We start from the raw sequence: 17,989 nt of genomic DNA on the forward strand, positions 1-17,989 counted from the left end.
CGCTGCTGGCTAGCATCGGGCTTTGCTCCTTACGACGTGACGATGCCAGCCTCCTCCGTTTCCCCTTCTTCCCGATCCCAGCAGGCCGTGCTGGACACGCGCTATCAGGTGGAAACCCCGGAAGGGATCGACCTCGCGCTGCGTCCTGCCGGGCTGGTGCCGCGCGCCCTGGCCTTCACCATCGACCTGCTGATCCGCGGCGCCATCCTGGCTATCGTCTACCTGGTACTCGGCCTGTTCGGCCAACTGGGCATGGGCCTGGCGACCATCGCGCTGTTTCTGGTCACCTGGTGGTACATGGTGCTGTTCGAGGTGCTCAATCAGGGCCGCTCACCGGGCAAGCAGCTGCTCGGCCTGCGCGTGGTGCATGACGATGGCACGCCGATCGGCTGGCCGGCGTCGCTGACCCGCAACCTGCTGCGTTTCGTCGACCTGCTGCCGTTCGCCTATACCCTGGGCATCATCAGCTGCCTGAGCAATCGCGCCTTCAAACGCCTCGGCGACATTGCCGCCGGCACCCTGGTGGTCTACCGCGAGCACCCCATTGAACGGCCCAACCTGCCCGAGGCCGATGCGCTGCCCGCGCCCCTCGTGCTGGATTTCGCCGAGCAACGGGCGGTCCTGGCCTTCGCCGAGCGCGGCGAAGGGTTGTCGAGCGCGCGCCGTACCGAACTGGCGGGCATTCTCGCCGAGCCGCTGCAGGTCGACGCCAGCCAGGCGGAACAACGCATCAACGGTATTGCCCGCGGCTTGTTGGGCCCGACATGAAACAGAGCGTTTTCGAAAACCGCCATCAGCCCCAGTGGCAGGCCTTCGCCGAGCAGCTCACGCGCCTCGAGGCCGGCGGCGGCGACGCGGAAAAGAGCCGCACCTTCGCCGCCGAGTACCGCCGCCTCTGCCAGCACCTGGCACTGGCCAGGGCGCGCGGCTACAGCAACCACCTGATCGAGGAACTGCAACACCTGGCCCTGCGCGGCCACCAGCAGTTCTACCGCCACCGCAGCGCCATCGGCCCACAGCTGATCGGCTTCGTGCTCGCAGGTTTTCCGCGCCTGGTGCGTGAAGAGTGGCGCCTGGTGAGCATCGCCAGCCTGCTGTTCTTCGGCAGCCTGGCGCTGATGGGCAGCCTCGTCTACCTGTTTCCGGATCTGGTCTACAGCGTCATGGATCCGGCCCGCGTCAGCGAGATGGAGAGCATGTACGACCCCGACACCACGCGCCTGGGCCGCTTTGGCGAACGCGACTCGGGGGACGACTGGATGATGTTCGGCTTCTACATCATGAACAACATCGGCATCGCCTTTCAGACCTTCGCCAGCGGCCTGCTGTTCGGCGTTGGCAGCCTGTTCTTCCTGCTGTTCAACGGCCTGATGATCGGCGCGGTGGCCGGCTACCTCACGCAACTCGGCTACAGCGAAACCTTCTGGTCGTTCGTGATTGGCCATGGTGCCTTCGAGCTGACCGCCATCGCCCTGGCCGGTGCCGCGGGCCTCAAGCTCGGCTGGGCACTGCTCGCCCCCGGCCGCCTGCCGCGCGGCGAAGCGCTGCGTCTGGCGGCGATCCGCGCCGTGCGGCTGCTCGGCGGCGCTGCGCTGTTTCTGCTGATCGCGGCCTTTATCGAAGCCTACTGGTCATCCATGACCTTCTCCACGCCCGCGGTGAAATACTGGGTCGGCGCGGGCCTCTGGGCGCTGGTGCTGGCGTATCTGGGCCTGGCTGGCAGGAGGCACCATGCGCCTGACTGACGCCAGCGTGGCGATTCGCCCGCGCACCCCCTGGGAGGCCATCGACCTCGGCGTATTGATGGCCCGCCAGCATCGCCGCCTGCTGATGGCCAGTTGGGCCGCGGTTACCCTGCCACTGTTCGCCGTGCTCTGTGCGCTGCTGTGGCAATACCCGTCCTGGGCGATGTTCGCGTTCTGGTGGCTGAAGCCGGCCTACGAGCGGCTGCCGCTGTACATTCTTTCGCGCTCGCTGTTCGGCGACGCGCCGCCCCTCAAGCAGGCGCTGAAGGCCTTTCCCGGCCTGCTCAAGCCACAACTGCTGGCCAGCCTGACCTGGCGCCGCCTGAGCCCGACGCGCAGTTTCGATTTGCCGGTGTTGCAGCTCGAAGGCCTCAAGGGCAAGGCGCGCACCCAGCGCCTCAACGTGCTGGCGCAACGCGACGCCGGCGCTGCCACCTGGCTGACCGTGGTCGGCATGCACCTGGAGACCGCCCTGTGGATCGGCCTCGGCAGCCTAGTCTATCTGCTCATCCCGACCCAGGTCTCCACCGAATGGGACTGGCAGAGCCTGATCAATGGCGATACCAGCGACTGGCTGTGGCTGGAGCACCTGTCCAACCTCGGCTACGCGCTGCTGCTGATTCTCTGGGGGCCGATCTACGTCGCCGGCGGCTTCAGCCTCTACCTCAACCGGCGTACCGCCCTGGAAGGCTGGGACATCGAGCTGACCTTCCGGCGCCTGCGCCAGCGCCTGACCGGGGTGGCCTATGCCTTGCTGCTGGGCGTCGGTGTACTGGTGCTGCAGGCCCCAACGCCGGCCTTCGCCGACACGCCTGCCAGTTGCCCGCTGCCCAATGAAGACCCCAATGGGCCGGACGCAGCACGCCTGCTGGCCCAGCCCCTGACCAGCCAGGCCTCCCGGGAGGCAGCGCTGCAGATTCTCGACGCGCCGCCTTTCGAGAACCGCGAAACGGTGACCCGCTGGCGCTTCGGCGACGAGGCCAGGAAAGAGGAGCCCGAGCCGCCCGAGAACCTGCAGAAACTGCTCGACATGATCGAGAACTGGGGTGCCCTGAAAGGCCTCGCCCTGTTCTTCGAGGCCGCCCTGTGGGCGCTGGTGATCGGCGTCATCGCCCTGGTGCTGTGGCGCTACCGTGAATGGCTGGGCACCTTCGTCGGCCGCGGCCGGTTCAAGCTGCCGCACAGGAACCAATCCCCGGACCAGCTGTTCGGCCTGGACGTGGTGCCGGAAAGCCTGCCGGACGACGTGGCCAGCAGCGCCGAGCGCCTCTGGGAACAAGACCCCCGCGCCGCCCTGGGCCTGCTCTACCGTGCCCTGCTCAGCCGCCTGATTCACGACCACAAGCTGCCCCTGAAGAGTTCTCACACCGAAGCCGAGGTGCTGCCTCTGGTCGACGGCCTGGACGATCCGGAGTTGAGCAACTTCAGCCAGACCCTGACGGGCCACTGGCAGAACCTCGCCTACGGCCATCGCCTGCCACCGGCCGAGCTGTGCCCGGTACTGTGCAATGACTGGCGACGCCTGGTCGAACAAGGGGGCCGCCCATGAGCCGCACCTTGCGCTTCGGCCTTGGCGTCTTGCTGGTAATGGCCCTCGGTCTGCTCGGCAACTATCTGCTGCAACGCGCCGAATCCTACGAGGAAGTGGTCACCCACGGGCCGTCGCCCGAAGCACGCGCCAATCCCTACCTGGCCGCCGAACAGTTCCTGCGCAAGCAGGGCCTGGAGGTGACCCGCGCCGACAACCTCAGCGGCCTCGACAGCCTGCCGAGCCGCGGCCATACCCTGCTGCTGCTCGCCAACCGTAGCAACCTCACGCCCCGGCAGAACGAGCGCCTGCTGGAATGGACGGCCCGTGGCGGCCATCTGCTGTTCATCGCCGAGCGCATGTGGGACGAAGAACAGGGCAAGAGCGGCGACGGGCTGCTCGACACGCTGAACGTGCAGCAGTATCCGGTCGAGCAGCTCGACGAGGAAGAAGCCGAGCAGGAAAGCGACAGCGCCGCCGATGAGCAGGACTCGGCGTCGCCCAGCGAGGAAGATCCGGAGGAGCCGGCCGATGCCTACCCGGACCTGACCAAGCTGTACCTGGAAAACGAGCAGGCTCCGGCCTATATCGGTTTCGATACCGACTTCCACCTCTATGATGCCAACAACCTGGCCCATGTCTGGGCCAACAGCGGTGAGGCCACGCACCTGCTGCAGATCTACCACGGCGACGGGCTGATCAGCATCGTCACCGACGCCTGGATCTGGCAGAACGCCAACCTGGGCGATTACGACAACGCCTGGCTGCTCTGGTACCTCAGCCAGGACAGCGCCGTGACCCTGGTCTACAACGCCGACCGCGATGGCCTGCTGACCCTGCTGCAGCGTCATTTCGCACCTGCGCTGCTGGCCCTCGGCCTGCTCCTGGTGTTGACCCTGTGGCACGTCGGCCAGCGCCACGGGCCGCTGCTGCAGCCGCAACCGGCCAGCCGCCGGCAGTTGCAGGAACACCTGCGCGCCGGAGCCGATTTCCTGCTGCGCCATGGCGGCCAGCAGCGCCTGCTTAGCAACCTGCAGCAGGACATCCTGCGCCGCGCCCGCCGTCGCCACCCCGGTTTCGAACGCCTCGCCGTGGCCGACCAGTGGCAGATACTCGGCCGCCTCAGCCGTCAGCCTTCAACAGTCATCAGCCAGGCCATGCGCCCACTGGGCCAGAAACGCCTGTCCGCCAGCGACTTCACCCGCCAGGTCGCCCACCTGCAAACACTCAGGAATGCGTTATGAGCGAACATACCCCCGACCAGCCGAGCAGTCCGATCAGCGAAGAGGCCACTGCGCCGGCAGCCGCCCCGGCGGCCAGCAACATCGCCCAGCAGCGCCAGCGCGCCAGCCAGCTGGCCCAGGGCCTGCGCCAGGAATTGCAGAAGGCGGTGATCGGCCAGAGCGCGGTGATCGACGACGTGCTCACCGCCTTGATCGCCGGTGGCCATGTGCTGCTCGAAGGCGTGCCCGGCCTGGGCAAGACCCTGCTGGTGCGCGCCCTGGCCCGCTGCTTTGGCGGCGAGTTCGCGCGCATCCAGTTCACCCCTGACCTGATGCCCAGTGACATCACCGGCCACGCCGTGTACGACCTGCAGAGCGAGCAGTTCAAGCTGCGCAAGGGGCCGATCTTCACCAACCTGCTGCTCGCCGACGAGATCAACCGCGCGCCGGCCAAGACCCAGGCCGCCCTGCTGGAAGTCATGCAGGAGCGCCAGGTGACCCAGGAAGGTCGCCCGCTGGCGGTGCCGCTGCCGTTCATGGTGCTGGCCACCCAGAACCCCATCGAGCAGGAAGGCACCTACCCGCTGCCGGAAGCCGAGCTTGACCGCTTCATGCTCAAGCTGCACATGGATTACCCCGAGCAGGACGAAGAGCTGAACATGGTCCGTCAGGTCACCCGCTCGCCGAAGGCCGACATGCTCGAGGTCACCCCGCTGCGCACCCTGCTGCAGGCCAAGGACGTGTTGATCATGCAGAAGATCGCCAGCGACCTGCCGCTCGACGACCAGGTGCTCGACTACGCCGTGCGCCTGGCCCGCGCCACCCGCAGCTGGCCCGGCCTGGCCATCGGTGCCGGTCCGCGCGCGTCCATCGCCCTGGTGCGCGGCGCCCGTGCCCGCGCCCTGCTGCGCGGCGGCGACTTCGTGCTGCCCGATGACATCAAGGGCTGCGCCCTGGCCGTGCTGCGCCATCGCGTGCGCCTGTCGCCGGAGCTGGACATCGAAGGGCTGTCGGTCGACCAGGTTCTGCTGCAACTGCTCGACCAGGTGCCTGCGCCCCGTCTATGACCGACTCGAACCGGGATAAAGCGGCATGAAGCCCTCCTCCACCCTGTTGCGCCTGCTGGCCGGCTTGCTCGTGGTCGCCATCGTGCTCGGCGCGCTGGACGCGCTGTCGGTGGCCGTGCCCGAGCGGCTCGTCATCCTCTGGTGGGGCGCCCTGCTGCTGCTCACCCTGGCAGCCCTGGTCGACGCACTGCGCCTGCGTCGCCTGCCCTCGCCGCGCCTGCACCGGCAACTGCCGGGCAATCTGCCCCTCGGCCGCTGGAGCGAGGTGCGCCTGAGCGCCGAACATGCCTACAAGAACGGCCTGCACATCGGGGTGTTCGACCACACGCCCCAGGACATGGCCGTGGAGCACATGCCGCAGCAGGTCGAGCTGCGCCCCGGCGAGCACACCACCTTTACCTACCGGGTGCGCCCGCTGGTGCGCGGCCACTTCGTGCTGCCGCGCTGTGAAGTCAGCCTGCCGAGCCCGCTGCGCCTGTGGCAAGCGCGCCGCACCCTCGAGCTGCGCGACGAAACCCGGGTCTATCCGGACTTCGCCCGCCTGTACGGCGCCCAGCTGATGGCCGTGGACGACTGGATCAGCCAGCTGGGCGTGCGCCAGCGCCAGCGCCGTGGCCTGGGCCAGGCGTTTCATCAGCTGCGCGAATTCCGCGATGGCGACACGCTACGGCAGATCGACTGGAAAGCCACCGCCCGCAAGCGCACGCCGATCGCCCGCGAGTACCAGGACGAGCGCGACCAGCAAATCCTCTTTCTGCTCGACTGTGGCCGGCGCATGCGCAGCCAGGACGGCGAGCTGTCGCACTTCGACCATGCTCTCAACGCCAGCCTGCTGCTGGGCTACGTCGCCCTGCGCCAGGGCGACGCGGTGGGGCTGATGACCTTTGCCAGCGAGCAGCGCCGCTACCTGCCGCCGGTCAAGGGCCAGGCCCAGGTCAACGTGTTGCTCAACGCCGTGTATGACCTGCAGAGCAGCCAGCGCCCCGCCGACTACAGCAATGCGGTGGAGGCCCTGCTCAAGCGCCAGAGCCGGCGCGCCCTGGTGGTGCTGATCAGCAACCTGCGCGACGAGGACGACGAGGATCTGCTCAGCGCCGTGAAGCGCCTCGAGCGCCGTCACCGCGTACTGATCGCCAGCCTGCGTGAAGATGTGCTCGACCACCTTCGGCACACCCAGGTCAACGACTACGAGTCCGCCTTGAACTACTGCGGTGCCGTGGATTACCTCAACGCGCGCAATACCCTGCACGAGCGCCTGGCAGCCCATAACGTACCCGTGCTCGACGCCCGCCCCGGCGAGCTGGGCCCGGAACTGGTCAACCGCTACCTGGCCTGGAAGAAAGCCGGCGTACTCTAGGACCTGTTCACAGTCTTTTAGGCGACATTAAAGAGACTGCAAAAAGGCAGAAGCGGACATTGAACTTCAAGCCGCAAGCCTCAAGCTGCAAGAACAAGCTAGAGCACTGCGGACTGCTTCTAACCTGTAGCTTGGGGCTTGCAGCTTGCGGCTGTTTCCGCCACATTGCAGTCAAAACGCTGAAGGTGGGGCCGATAGATCGTGAACAGGCTCTTGGACCGAGCGCGCCGTTCGCCCGGCTGCCGTTACTTTGTTACCGGCGGCTGCCCACACGCACGCCATTCCCTATACTGCGCTCCATCGTTTATGCCCGTGGAGCCTACGCCCGTGAACTTTTCGTCCTGGACACCCAAGGAGCGCCTGATTTCCGCGGCCTTCTTCGCCGTGGCCATTGGTTGCCTGCTGTACGGTTTCGCCTCGGGCGTACCGCCGATGAGCAGCGAGTTCTTCTCGATGTTCGCCGTGGTATCGCTGGTGATCGGCTTGGCCCTGACCCCGCGCTTCATGCTGCAGCCGCTGCGTGACAGCCTCGGCGCCAACCTCTCCAAGCCACTGCGCATCGCCCTGGGTTTCTTCTGCGCCTTCCAGCTGATCGCCGTAATCCGGGTGATCGCAGGCTGAGCAGGGCTAGGGGCCTGTTAACCCTTCCGCACGACCGCGCCGGAGCCCTTCGGCTTGCGCGGTAGCGTTAACAGGCCCTACAGCGGCGTGACCGTCACCTGCACGTCCGGGTCGTGATGGCCGCCGCCGAGAATCACCCCGCGCAGGGGTGAGACATCACCGAAATCACGTCCCCAGGCCAGGGTGACGTGCTCCAGCGCCGGCAACAGGTTGTTGGTCGGGTCGAAGTCCACCCAGCCGTTGTGCGGGCAGTACACCGACACCCAGGCATGGGAGGCATCGGCCCCCACCAGCCGCGCCTGACCCGGCGGCGGCTGGGTCAGCAGGTAGCCGCTGACGTAGCGGGCGGCCAGCCCCCGGGAACGCAGGCAGGCCAGCATCAGGTGGGCGAAGTCCTGGCACACCCCGCGCCGCTGTTCGAGCACCGTCAACAGCGGTGTGGCCACCAGGGTAGCGCCCGCATCGAAGGCGAATTCGTCGTGAATCTTCTGCATCAGCCCCTGCACCGCTTCCAGCAATGGCCGCTGGGGAGGGAAGCAGTCGGCCGCGAAAGCGTCGAAGGCCGGCTCCAGGCCCACGTAGGGTGAAGCGAATCGATAGCGCACGGCCTCCAGGGCTTCGGCTGGCCAGGCGCGCCGCTGGTAGCGCAGGGCCTGGCGCACGGCGGTCCAGGGCGGCGAGCCTGGCAGGTCGACCGGGCGGCGCGGCAGCACTTCGACCGTCAGCTGTGCGCGTACGTGCAGGGCATCATGGGGCCGCTCGAAGGCCAGCCGGGTCAGCGGATTGCCGAACACGTCGCGACCATCCAGGCGCCGACAGGGTGGCGGGCTGACCAGCAGATTCTGCGCCAGGCAGCGCTGCCAGATGCAGTCGCGCGGCCCCAGGTGCGCCAGTTGCTGAGCCAGGGAAACCGGCGCCGCGTAGCGGTAATGGGTGTCGTGCAGCACCTGGTAACGCCGGCTCATGACGACTGGGTTCCCTGGCTGGCGGCCACATGGGCGAAGAAACGCAGGCTCAGCTGCTCGGAGACGGTGCCGGCGGCCTGGCCGATGGCATCGAGCAGCCCGGCCAGCCCTTCGAGCACGGCGCGAATGCCGCCGGCACCGAACAAGGGGTTTTCCAGGCTGTGCAGATCGAAGGCGCTCAAGCGTCGTTCGAGCTGCGCCAGGCCAGGGCTGCCTGGCATATCGAAGCGCTCGGCCAGGCGTTTCAGGGCGCGCAACAGCAGGCGCAGCTGGTACAGCACGGCATGGGGGTTGCGCTCGTCGAGCAGCAGCAGGTCGAGCACCGGAATCAGCTGGGCGCTGGCCATGTAGCGGGTGCGATAGGTGATCGAGCTGTTGCCCAGTTCCAGCAGCCAGTCCAGCGCCGCGGCGTCGTCACTGGCGCCGATACGCAGGAAGCCGCCGATGCTGTCGCAGAGAAACTGCAGCCGCTCGATGCAGCGGCCGATCATCAAAAAGCGCCAGCCATCGTCGCGGGTCATGTCGTCGAGGGCGAAACCGGACAGCGCGGCCAGGGAGATCATCAGCCGGTTGAGCACATCCAGCAGTTGCCCGAGGTCACCCTCACGCCCTTCCAGGCGCTGCAGGTCGCGCTGCAGCTCCACCATGGCCTGCCAGTTGGCCTGGGACAGCTTGCCGCGCACGCTGCCGGCCGTCCATTGCAGGCGCTGCAGGTTGACGCGCACGCTGGCGGGCCACTCGCTGCCGAGCAGCGCTTCGCGCAAACGCGTCTCCAGGGTGCCGTGGGCCTCATCGGGCAAGGTGCCGAGTGTCTCGGCGAGCGCGAACATGGCCTGCAGCGCCCGCGGGTCGTCATCGTCATCGACGTAGCGGGCCAGCATGATGCGCAGCAGCCGCGCGTTGTCCTCGCAGCGCTCGCTGTAGCGCCCGAACCAGAACAGGTTTTCCACCACCCGCGAGGGCAGGTAGGGGTCGCTGCGCACCAGATCGGCAGCGCCCAGGGCGCGCGTGCCCTGCCAATGCTCACCGGGCGCCTGGCGTTCGCCCAGCACCCAGGTGTCCTTGCTGACGCCACCGCGCTGCATGGACATCACCTCGCCATCGCTGGCCACGGCCACCCGGGTCAAGCCGCCGGGCATCACCCGGTAACCGTCGCCGCTGGCCACGGCGAACACGCGCATGCCGATGGCGCGCGGCTGCATGCCCTGTTCGCCGAGCCACACCGGCGCCCGGGACAGCTGCACGGGCGCCTGGGCCACATAGGCCTCGGGGTGTTGGCGCAGGTGATTCGCCAGTTGCTGCGCCTCCAGATCGCCCGCCTGCCCCGCGATAACAGGTTGCGCCGCTGCACAGGGGCGAATCAGCCAGTTCGGCAGGTCTCCAAGCACCTGCGCCAGTACCGGCGCCTCCCCGCACCAGGCACTGGTGATGCCGGGCAACAGCAGCGGCTCGCCGAGCAGGCGCTCGCTGATCGCCGGCAGGAATCCGCTCAGTCCCGGCGCTTCCAGCAGGCCACTGCCCAGGGCGTTGGCCATCAGCACCCTGCCCTGGCGCACCACCTCCAGCAGCCCGGGCACGCCGAGCGCCGAATCGCTGCGCAGCTCCAAGGGATCGCAGAAATCGTCATCCAGGCGGCGCAGCACCGCATGCACCCGCTGCAGCCCGGCGAGGGTCTTGAGGTAGAGCGTGGCATCGCGCACGGTCAGGTCGCTGCCTTCCACCAGCGGGTAGCCGAGCTGGCGCGCCAGGTACAGGTGCTCGAAATAGCTCTCGTTGAAGCGCCCGGCGGTCAGCACCACTACCAGCGGCGTGTCGTTGCCGGCCGGCGCCTGGCTGGTCAGGGTGTCCTGCAGGGTGCGGAAGAAACCGGCCAGGTGCTGCACGCCAAGGTCGCGGTACAGCTCGGGAAAGGCCCGCGAGATGATCTGCCGGTTCTCCAGGGCGAAGCCGACACCGGCCGGCGCCTGGGTGCGATCGGCGATCACCTGCCACCGGCCGTCCGCCGAGCGGGCCAGGTCCACGGCGTACAGGTGCAAATAGGTGCTGCCGGGCGGCTGTACGCCCTGGCATGGCCACAGGAAGCTCTCGTGTCCGAACACCAGCTCCGGCGGCAGCAGCCCCTCGGCCGGCAGTTGCTGCGGGCCGTAAAGGTCGGCCAGCACCTTGTCGAGCAGGCCGGCGCGCTGCGCCACGCCCGCGGCGATGGACTGCCATTCGGCCGCGGGCAGTAAATTGGGCAGCAGATCCAGCTCCCAGGGCCGGTCGGCACCGTCGGGATCGGCGTAGACGTTGTAGGTGACGCCGTTGGCCTGGATCTGCCGGGAGACCATGGCCTGGCGCTGCTGCAACTGCCCGGGCGTGCTGCGCCGCAGCTGGCCCAGCAGCGGCCGCCAGTGCCCACGCACCTGCCCCTGGCGGTCGAGCAACTCGTCGTAGGCCGCCTCGTCAGGCAGGTAACCGGCAAGCAAGTCAGGCATGTATGTCCCAGAGGAGTCCGTCGATGGCGCTGCGTTGCCGCGCGCCGTGAAAGCGTAGCTGCTGCCACCCGCCAGGGGGCTGCAGATGGTCAAGAATGCCACCTGGACCAGGCGCTGCCCAGCTGCCAGGCGCGATCAGCCAGCAAGATGTGCGCCAGTCACGGGTTTGCCGAGGCGACGACGGCACGGGCGAACGGGCCGGACAACGCCCCTTAGCCAGCGCCTCGCGCTTCCGTTACCATCGGCACACCCAGTAGCGAGACGCGGCATGTATATCTATCGATTGGTTCTGATTCTGGTAGTCGGTATCTACCTGTTCTCGCCTGCCATCATGGACTGGTGGATCGACCCCAACGGCGCCTGGTACCGCCCCTACATGCTGTGGCTGATCCTGATCGTGGTGACCTTCATCCTGCAGAGCCAGCGCGATGCCGATGAGCTCTGAACCGATGCGCCAGCCGACGCCCGCCGCCTCCCCTGAATCGCAGAGCCGTGAATGCCGATGAGCTTTAGCCTCAGCGGGCTGATGCTGATCAGCGCCGCCTACCTGCTCGTGCTGTTCGCCGTCGCCTGGTGCGCCGACCGCGGCCTGATCCCACGCCGCCTCATCCGCCACCCGCTGACCTACACCCTGTCGCTGGGCGTGTACGCCAGCGCCTGGGCCTTCTATGGCAGCGTCGGCCTCGCTTACCAGTATGGCTACGGCTTCCTGGCCAGTTACCTGGGCGTGACCGGCGCCTTCCTGCTCGCCCCGGTGTTGCTCTACCCCATCCTGCGCATCACCCGCACCTACCAGCTGTCATCGCTGGCCGACCTGTTCGCTTTCCGCTTTCGCAGCACCTGGGCCGGCGCGCTGAGCACCCTGTGCATGCTGATCGCCGTGCTGCCGCTGCTGGCCCTGCAGATCCAGGCGGTGACCGACGCCATTGGCATCCTCACCCGCGAAGCGGTGCAGCCGCAGATCGCCCTCGCGTTCTGCGGGCTGTTCATCCTGGTGACCATCCTGTTCGGCGCCCGCCACCTGGCCACCCGGGAAAAACACGAAGGCCTGGTGTTCGCCATCGCCTTCGAGTCGGTGGTCAAGCTGCTGGCCATGGGCGCCATCGGTCTGTACGCGCTGTATGCGGTATTCGACGGCCCTCGTGAGCTGGAGCAATGGCTGGTGCTCAACCAGGCCGCCCTGGCCAGCCTGCACACGCCCTTGCAGGAAGGCCCATGGCGTACCCTGCTGCTGGTGTTCTTCGCCTCGGCGATCGTCATGCCGCACATGTACCACATGACCTTTACCGAGAACCTCAACCCGCGGGCCCTGGTCAGCGCCAGCTGGGGCCTGCCGCTGTTCCTGCTGCTGATGAGCCTGGCCGTGCCGCTGGTGCTGTGGGCCGGGCTGCGCCTGGGCTCGACCACCAACCCAGAGTACTTCACCCTCGGCCTGGGCATCGCCGTGGACAGCCCGACGCTGGCGCTGATCGCCTACATCGGCGGCCTGTCGGCCTCCAGCGGGCTGATCATCGTCACCACCCTGGCGCTGTCCGGCATGCTGCTCAACCATGTGGTGCTGCCGCTCTACCAGCCGCCGGCCGAAGGCAACATCTACCGCTGGCTGAAATGGACGCGCCGCGCGCTGATCGTCGCCATCATCCTGGCCAGCTACGCCTTCTACAACCTGCTCGACGCCCAGCAGGACCTGGCCAACCTGGGCATCGTCTCCTTCGTCGCCACCCTGCAGTTCCTGCCCGGCGTGCTCTCGGTGCTGTACTGGCCGACCGCCAACCGCCGCGGCTTCATCGCCGGGCTGCTGGCTGGTATCGCGGTGTGGGGCGTGAGCATGCTGCTGCCGCTGCTCGGTACCCTGCCCGGCCTGTACGTGCCGGTGCTGGATCTTGTCTACGTGCTCGATGACAGCAGCTGGCACCTGGCGGCCATCGCCTCGCTGGCCATCAACGTGCTGGTGTTCACCCTGGTTTCGGTGTTCACCGACTCCAGCCCCGAGGAAGACAGCGCCGCCGAGGCCTGCGCGGTGGACAACGTGCGCCGCCCGCAACGCCGCGAACTACTGGCCCTGTCCCCTCAGGAGTTCGCTGCCCAGCTGGCCAAGCCCCTCGGCGCCAAGACCGCCCAGCGCGAGGTCGAACAGGCCCTGCGCGACCTGCACCTGCCCTTCGACGAAAGCCGCCCCTACGCGCTACGCCGCCTGCGTGACCGCCTGGAGGCCAACCTGTCCGGCCTGATGGGCCCCAGCGTGGCCCAGGACATCATCGAATCCTTCCTGCCCTACAAGTCCGGCAGCGAAGGCTACGTGACCGAGGACATCCACTTCATCGAGAGCCGCCTGGAGGACTACCACTCGCGCCTCACGGGCCTGGCCGCCGAGCTCGATGCCCTGCGCCGCTACCACCGCCAGACCCTGCAGGAGCTGCCCATGGGCGTCTGCTCACTGGCCAAGGATCACGAGATCCTGATGTGGAACAAGGCCATGGAGGAACTCACCGAGATTCCCGCCCAGCGCATCGTCGGCTCGCGCCTGTCGACCCTGGCCGAGCCCTGGCGCGAGCTGCTGCAGAGCTTCACCGAGATTCCCGACGAGCACCTGCACAAGCAGCGCCTGGCCCTCGACGGCCAGACCCGCTGGCTGAACCTGCACAAGGCGGCCATCGACGAACCCCTGGCCCCCGGCAACAGCGGCCTGGTGCTGCTGGTCGAGGACCTGACCGAGACCCAGATGCTCGAAGACAAGCTGGTGCACTCCGAACGCCTGGCCAGCATCGGCCGCCTGGCCGCCGGGGTGGCCCACGAGATCGGCAACCCGATCACCGGCATCGCCTGCCTGGCGCAGAACCTGCGCGAGGAACGGGAGGGCGACCCCGAGCTGACCGAAATCAGCGGGCAGATCCTCGAGCAGACCAAGCGGGTCACGCGCATCGTCCACTCGCTGATGAACTTCGCCCACTCCGGCAACCACCAGCAGGCCGACGAGCCGGTGTGCCTGGCGCAAATCGCCCAGGAAGCCATCGGCCTGCTGGCTCTCAACCGGCGCAGCGTCGACGTGCAGTTCTTCAACCTCTGCGATCCCGCGCACCGCGCCGAAGGCGACCCCCAGCGCCTGGCCCAGGTGCTGATCAACCTGCTCAGCAATGCCCGCGACGCCTCGCCTGCCGGCGGCGCGATCCGGGTGCGCAGCGAGGCGTCCGAGCACACTGTCGACCTGATCGTCGAGGACGAAGGCAGCGGCATTCCCAAGGGCGTGATGGACCGGCTGTTCGAGCCGTTCTTCACCACCAAGGATCCCGGAAAAGGAACCGGACTCGGCCTCGCGCTGGTCTATTCCATCGTGGAAGAGCATTATGGCCAGATAACAATCGACAGCCCGATCGACCCCGAGCAGCAACGTGGCACCCGCATCCGGGTGACGCTGCCGCGGCACATCGAGGCAATGCCACTGGCGAACTAAATTCCGAAGAACCGCATTCCTGGGAGTGCGCGGCCGGGCTTGGCTGCGGCAACAGGAAGCAGGTTCCGAGACCGTCGAGAGAATTCGTTTAAATGCCTCATATCCTGATCGTCGAAGACGAAACCATCATCCGCTCTGCCCTGCGTCGCCTGCTCGAACGCAACCAGTACCAGGTCAGCGAGGCCGGTTCGGTACAGGAAGCCCAGGAACGTTTCGATATTCCCGGCTTCGATCTGGTGGTCAGCGACCTGCGCCTGCCGGGCGCGCCGGGCACCGAATTGATCAAGCTCGCCCAGGGCGCGCCGGTGCTGATCATGACCAGCTATGCCAGCCTGCGCTCGGCGGTCGATTCGATGAAGATGGGCGCCGTCGACTACATCGCCAAGCCCTTCGACCATGACGAAATGCTCCAGGCGGTAGCGCGCATCCTGCGTGATCGCGAGGCGCGCAACCAGGCCGCCGGGGCGCCGGCCGCCCCGCGTGGCGCCGAGAAAGCCGACAAGGCGGCCACCGGCGAAATCGGCATCATCGGCTCGAGCCCGGCGATGCTGGAGCTGTACAGCAAGATCCGCAAAGTCGCGCCCACCGACTCCAATGTACTGGTACAGGGCGAGTCTGGCACCGGCAAGGAGCTGGTCGCCCGCGCCCTGCACAACCTGTCCAAGCGCGCCAAGGCGCCGCTGATCTCGGTCAACTGCGCGGCGATTCCGGAAACCCTGATCGAGTCCGAACTGTTCGGCCACGAGAAAGGCGCCTTTACCGGGGCCAGCGCCAGCCGCGCCGGCCTGGTGGAAGCGGCCGACGGCGGCACGCTGTTTCTCGACGAGATCGGCGAGTTGCCCCTGGAAGCCCAGGCGCGCCTGCTGCGCGTGCTGCAGGAAGGCGAGATTCGTCGGGTCGGTTCGGTGCAGTCGCAAAAGGTCGATGTGCGCCTGATCGCCGCGACCCACCGCGACCTGAAAACCCTGTCGAAGACCGGCCAGTTCCGTGAAGACCTCTATTACCGCCTGCACGTCATCGCCCTGAAGCTGCCGCCACTGCGCGAGCGCGGTGCCGATGTGCTGGAAATCGCCCGCGCCTTCCTGGCCCGCCAGTCGGCGCGCATGAGCCGTACCGACCTGCACTTCGGCCCGGATGCCGAACAGGCCATCCACCACTACAGCTGGCCAGGCAACGTGCGTGAGCTGGAGAACGCCATCGAGCGCTCGGTGATCCTCTGCGACGGCAGCACCATCAACGCCGACCTGCTGGGCATCGACATCGAGCTGGAGGATCTGGACGAGGACGTGTTCATGGGCCTAGCGACCCAGAGCGCCGCGGTCAACGCCACCAGCCAGGACCCCAGTGAAGACCTGTCACTGGAAGACTACTTCCAGCACTTCGTACTCGAGCACCAGGACCACATGACCGAGACCGAGCTGGCCCGCAAGCTGGGCATCAGCCGCAAGTGCCTATGGGAACGGCGCCAGCGCCTGGGCATTCCGCGCCGCAAGTCCGGTGCCGCCAGCGAGTAACACGGCGCGCAACGCTCTAGGGCGGATGTTACCGCCATTCATGACAACACGTAACAAAGCCGGGGTTTACGGTAACGGAACCCCGGCTTTTTTCTGCCCGCTAAAAAGACAAAAAATCACAACCATCTGTTTTTAAAGGAAAAATAAAAACTGGCACGGCGAATGCTTTATTTCTGGCACAACAACAATAACAAGCATGACCCACGATAATAAAAATAAGACGCAACGGCTTCAGCACAATAAGAACAAGATCGCGGAAGGCGCAGCTAACTGATTATTTTGGAGAGGATCGCCTCTCGGCTCCCCAGCCAGACAGACAACAACAATAAATGTCGACGGATACCACCCACGCGGTGAGATCCAGGGCCCGAGGTAGCGTCAGCATCCAAAATAATCCGTTCGCTCTTGCTCCCAGTCGGGAGGTACTCCGGATCCGATCCGGAAACAGGCATCCCAACAAGAACAACAGCCTGCATAACAAGAACGACATGGCAACATTTATGGGGGAGCTTCGGCTCCCCCAGTCGTATCCCGCCCGGCCTGCCCGCCTCCCCGCTTACGCCTCACTGTCACCTAATGCTAGAATCCGCGCTATTTCTGCGCCTTTCCATTATTCTGGCCGCTCAATTCGTCATACAGTGCCCTCCATGCTGAAAAAGCTGTTCCAGTCCTTTCGCTCGCCGCTGCGCCGTGCGCACCAGCCCCACAGCACACCGCACGTGCTGAACAACAACCAGCACCCGATCCAGCGCGGGCAGATCAGCCGCCACGCCATCAGCGTGGTCGAGCGCCTGCAGAACGCCGGCTACGAGGCCTACCTGGTTGGCGGTTGCGTGCGCGACCTGCTGCTGGGCATCGAGCCCAAGGATTTCGACGTCGCTACCAGCGCCACGCCGGAGCAGGTCAGGGCCGAGTTTCGCAATGCTCGGGTGATCGGCCGCCGTTTCAAGCTGGTGCATGTGCACTTTGGCCGCGAGATCATCGAAACCGCCACCTTCCGCGCCAATCACCCGGAAGGCGACGAGGAAGAGAACAGCAACCAGTCCTCGCGCAACGAAAGCGGCCGCATCCTGCGCGACAACGTGTACGGCACCCTGGAAGACGACGCCCAGCGCCGTGACTTCACCATCAACGCGCTGTACTACGATCCGGTTTCCGAGCGGATTCTCGACTACGCCAACGGCATGCACGACATCCGCAACAACCTGGTGCGGCTGATCGGCAACCCCACCCAGCGTTATCAGGAAGACCCGGTGCGCATGCTGCGCGCCGTGCGCTTCGCCGCCAAGCTGGACTTCGACATCGAGAAGCACAGCGCCGACCCCATCCATGACCTGGCGCCCCTGCTGGGCGGCATTCCCGCCGCGCGCCTGTTCGATGAAGTGCTCAAGCTGTTTCTCAGCGGCTACGCCATCTACACCTACGACCTGCTGGTCGACTACGGCCTGTTCGGCCAGCTGTTCCCGGCCAGCGCCGCGGCGCTGCGGCAGAACCCGGAATACACCGACACGCTGATCCGCAATGCGCTGGACAACACCGACCTGCGCATCCATCAGGGCAAGCCGGTGACCCCGGCCTTCCTGTTCGCCGCCCTGCTCTGGCCGGCCCTGCCAGCGCGGGTGATTCGCCTGCAGGAACGCGGCATGCCGGCCATTCCGGCCATGCAGGAAGCCGCCCACGAGCTGATCGCCGAGCAGTGCCAGCGCATCGCCGTACCGAAGCGTTTCACCCTGCCGATCCGCGAAATCTGGGACATGCAGGAGCGCCTGCCACGGCGCAGCGGCAAGCGCGCCGACCTGCTGCTGGAGAATCCTCGCTTTCGCGCCGGCTACGACTTCCTGTTGCTGCGCGAAAGTGCTGGCGAGCAAACCGGCGGCCTGGGCGAATGGTGGACCGACTACCAGGACGCCAGTGACAGTGATCGTCGGGTGATGATCCGCAACCTGTCAGGCAAGGACGAGGCCGGCAGCGCGCCGCGCAAGCGCCGTCGCAGTGGCGGCGCCAAGCGCAAGCGCACGCCCCAGGGCGGCGGCGAGTAACT

Annotated in this window: 13 protein-coding genes; 11 read left to right on the forward strand and 2 right to left on the reverse strand. The window is 66.8% G+C overall.

The window, feature by feature from the left end; all coding sequences use genetic code 11:
- Window positions 1-42 precede the first annotated feature (42 nt).
- From SA190iCDA_RS20765 to SA190iCDA_RS20795, 7 genes are all read left to right on the forward strand, one after another.
- Window positions 43-768, forward strand: coding sequence for an RDD family protein (locus tag SA190iCDA_RS20765; protein WP_070887600.1), 726 nt, complete (start codon window positions 43-45; stop codon window positions 766-768).
- Entirely contained in the window at window positions 765-1,745 is a 981-nt protein-coding gene (locus SA190iCDA_RS20770) for a stage II sporulation protein M (protein ID WP_070887688.1), read from the forward strand. The genes SA190iCDA_RS20765 and SA190iCDA_RS20770 overlap by 4 nt, the downstream gene beginning before the upstream one ends.
- Window positions 1,732-3,294, forward strand: a complete 1,563-nt coding sequence (locus SA190iCDA_RS20775; protein WP_070887601.1) for a DUF4129 domain-containing protein — start codon at window positions 1,732-1,734, stop codon at window positions 3,292-3,294. The genes SA190iCDA_RS20770 and SA190iCDA_RS20775 overlap by 14 nt, the downstream gene beginning before the upstream one ends.
- Window positions 3,291-4,517 (forward strand): DUF4350 domain-containing protein, encoded by a 1,227-nt coding sequence (locus SA190iCDA_RS20780; RefSeq protein WP_070887602.1) that lies wholly within the window; start codon window positions 3,291-3,293, stop codon window positions 4,515-4,517. Before SA190iCDA_RS20775 ends, SA190iCDA_RS20780 begins: the two co-directional genes overlap by 4 nt.
- The gene (locus SA190iCDA_RS20785; RefSeq protein WP_070887603.1) at window positions 4,514-5,563 is read left to right on the forward strand and encodes an AAA family ATPase; all 1,050 of its coding nucleotides are present in this window, start codon (window positions 4,514-4,516) and stop codon (window positions 5,561-5,563) included. The genes SA190iCDA_RS20780 and SA190iCDA_RS20785 overlap by 4 nt, the downstream gene beginning before the upstream one ends.
- A gap of 25 nt (window positions 5,564-5,588) precedes the next feature.
- Window positions 5,589-6,920: a DUF58 domain-containing protein gene (locus SA190iCDA_RS20790; protein ID WP_070887604.1), complete on the forward strand. Its 1,332-nt coding sequence runs from the start codon at window positions 5,589-5,591 to the stop codon at window positions 6,918-6,920.
- A 327-nt stretch (window positions 6,921-7,247) separates the two neighbouring features.
- Complete coding sequence (locus tag SA190iCDA_RS20795; protein WP_070887605.1) at window positions 7,248-7,541, forward strand: hypothetical protein; 294 nt, start codon at window positions 7,248-7,250, stop codon at window positions 7,539-7,541.
- A gap of 77 nt (window positions 7,542-7,618) precedes the next feature.
- Here the strand turns inward: SA190iCDA_RS20795 and SA190iCDA_RS20800 are convergent, their stop codons facing one another.
- Window positions 7,619-8,506 (reverse strand): transglutaminase family protein, encoded by an 888-nt coding sequence (locus SA190iCDA_RS20800; RefSeq protein WP_070887606.1) that lies wholly within the window; start codon window positions 8,504-8,506, stop codon window positions 7,619-7,621.
- Window positions 8,503-10,983 (reverse strand): circularly permuted type 2 ATP-grasp protein, encoded by a 2,481-nt coding sequence (locus SA190iCDA_RS20805; RefSeq protein WP_070887607.1) that lies wholly within the window; start codon window positions 10,981-10,983, stop codon window positions 8,503-8,505. Before SA190iCDA_RS20805 ends, SA190iCDA_RS20800 begins: the two co-directional genes overlap by 4 nt.
- 268 nt (window positions 10,984-11,251) lie before the next feature.
- Here SA190iCDA_RS20805 and SA190iCDA_RS20810 point away from each other — a divergent pair, with 268 nt between their 5' ends.
- The 4 genes from SA190iCDA_RS20810 (at window position 11,252) to SA190iCDA_RS20825 (ending at window position 17,987) form a co-directional block, all read left to right on the forward strand.
- Window positions 11,252-11,428 (forward strand): hypothetical protein, encoded by a 177-nt coding sequence (locus tag SA190iCDA_RS20810; RefSeq protein ID WP_042556252.1) that lies wholly within the window; start codon window positions 11,252-11,254, stop codon window positions 11,426-11,428.
- 51 nt (window positions 11,429-11,479) lie between these two features.
- Window positions 11,480-14,434 carry a sensor histidine kinase gene (locus SA190iCDA_RS20815; RefSeq protein WP_170833983.1) on the forward strand — a complete coding sequence of 985 codons (2,955 nt, stop codon included), beginning with the start codon at window positions 11,480-11,482 and terminating at the stop codon, window positions 14,432-14,434.
- 92 nt (window positions 14,435-14,526) lie between these two features.
- The gene (locus SA190iCDA_RS20820) at window positions 14,527-15,948 is read left to right on the forward strand and encodes a sigma-54-dependent transcriptional regulator (protein ID WP_070887609.1); all 1,422 of its coding nucleotides are present in this window, start codon (window positions 14,527-14,529) and stop codon (window positions 15,946-15,948) included.
- Window positions 15,949-16,595: 647 nt separating this feature from the next.
- The gene (locus SA190iCDA_RS20825) at window positions 16,596-17,987 is read left to right on the forward strand and encodes a polynucleotide adenylyltransferase PcnB (protein ID WP_070887610.1); all 1,392 of its coding nucleotides are present in this window, start codon (window positions 16,596-16,598) and stop codon (window positions 17,985-17,987) included.
- Window positions 17,988-17,989: the final 2 nt, after the last annotated feature.

Source organism: Pseudomonas argentinensis (assembly GCF_001839655.2).
In the GTDB taxonomy this organism is placed as follows: domain Bacteria; phylum Pseudomonadota; class Gammaproteobacteria; order Pseudomonadales; family Pseudomonadaceae; genus Aquipseudomonas; species Aquipseudomonas argentinensis_B.